This is a genomic window from Micromonospora sp. R77 (genome assembly GCF_022747945.1).
Classification (GTDB): Bacteria; Actinomycetota; Actinomycetes; order Mycobacteriales; family Micromonosporaceae; genus Micromonospora.
Genome location: NZ_JALDST010000025.1, coordinates 1 through 1,147, shown reverse-complemented (window position 1 = coordinate 1,147; position 1,147 = coordinate 1). Strand labels below are relative to the sequence as shown.

Here is a 1,147-nt window from a genome sequence, read left to right as displayed (position 1 = left end):
ACCGGGTGCCCACGGTCGCCGCCGGGCTGACCGGGTCGGCCGTCCTCGGCGGGGTGCTCGCCGGCCGGGCCGGTCCGGACGCGCTGCTGGCACTCGCCGTCGGCGGGCTGCTCCTGGCCCTGGTGTCGGTCGCCGCGGGCACCACGTACGCCCGCCGGCCCGTCTCCCCGTACCTCGGTCGGCTGGCCGACCTGACCGACACCGCGCTGGTGGTCTCCGTGGTCCCGGTGGCCTGTGCGGTGCTGGACCTCTACGACCGGGCCCGCGGCCTGCTGGGCTGAACCGACGGAAAGGCCCGGGTCGCGTGGCGACCCGGGCCCGTCAGCGTGCAGTGATCAGTGCGCGTCGCCGTGCGCCTCGGCGTCCTTGGCCCGCTGGTACGAGGCCCGGATCTCGGCCTCGGCCTCGACCCGGCCCACCCAGGTCGCGCCCTCGACCGACTTGCCGGGCTCCAGGTCCTTGTACACCTCGAAGAAGTGCTGGATCTCCAGGCGGTCGAACTCACCCAGGTGGTGGATGTCCCGCAGGTGCTCCTGGCGCGGGTCCTCGTAGGGCACGCAGAGGACCTTGTCGTCGCCGCCCTTCTCGTCCGTCATCCGGAACATGCCGATGGTGCGGCAGCGGATCAGGCAGCCGGGGAAGGTCGGCTCGGGGACGAGCACGAGGGCGTCCAGCGGATCGCCGTCCTCGCCCAGGGTGCCCTCGATGAAGCCGTAGTCCGCCGGGTACTGCGTGGACGTGAAGAGGGTGCGGTCCAGCCGGATGCGGCCGGTCGCGTGGTCCACCTCGTACTTGTTTCGGTGACCCTTCGGGATCTCAACCGTGACGTCGAAATCCATTTCCCACGCTCCCTCGTTTGCCCACGCTGGCTAACGGAACCAGTGGCGCCGCTCCCGGACAGGTGAATGCCACCCGTCGGCTCCGGCCGCCGCATAGTGTTCGGACCGAAGTAGTGTCACCCAAGGTGTTTTTCGGCGGGGGAGGAGGGGGTCGTGGGGAGGGAAGATTCACACTACCGCCCGGAAGGGGTTGACGGGCGGATGTCGAAAAGTCCGGGTTCCGGTAGCGCCAGCGGCCGGGTCCCGGTGCCCGACGCGTACCTCCCCGGCAGCTCCGGCGCCGCCGCCGGCTCCGCGCCGGTCGGCCC

1 protein-coding gene and 1 pseudogene are annotated in these 1,147 nt (G+C 71.6%); one reads left to right on the top strand and one right to left on the bottom strand.

The window, feature by feature from the left end; genetic code table 11:
• Positions 1-281, top strand: a pseudogene (locus MRQ36_RS32945) (type VII secretion integral membrane protein EccD); the annotation flags it as partial.
• A 54-nt stretch (positions 282-335) separates the two neighbouring features.
• Here MRQ36_RS32945 and MRQ36_RS32940 read toward each other — a convergent pair.
• On the bottom strand, positions 336-839 hold the full coding sequence (locus tag MRQ36_RS32940; protein ID WP_242794838.1) for an inorganic diphosphatase: 504 nt from the start codon (positions 837-839) through the stop codon (positions 336-338).
• Between the last annotated feature and the right edge of the window lie 308 nt (positions 840-1,147).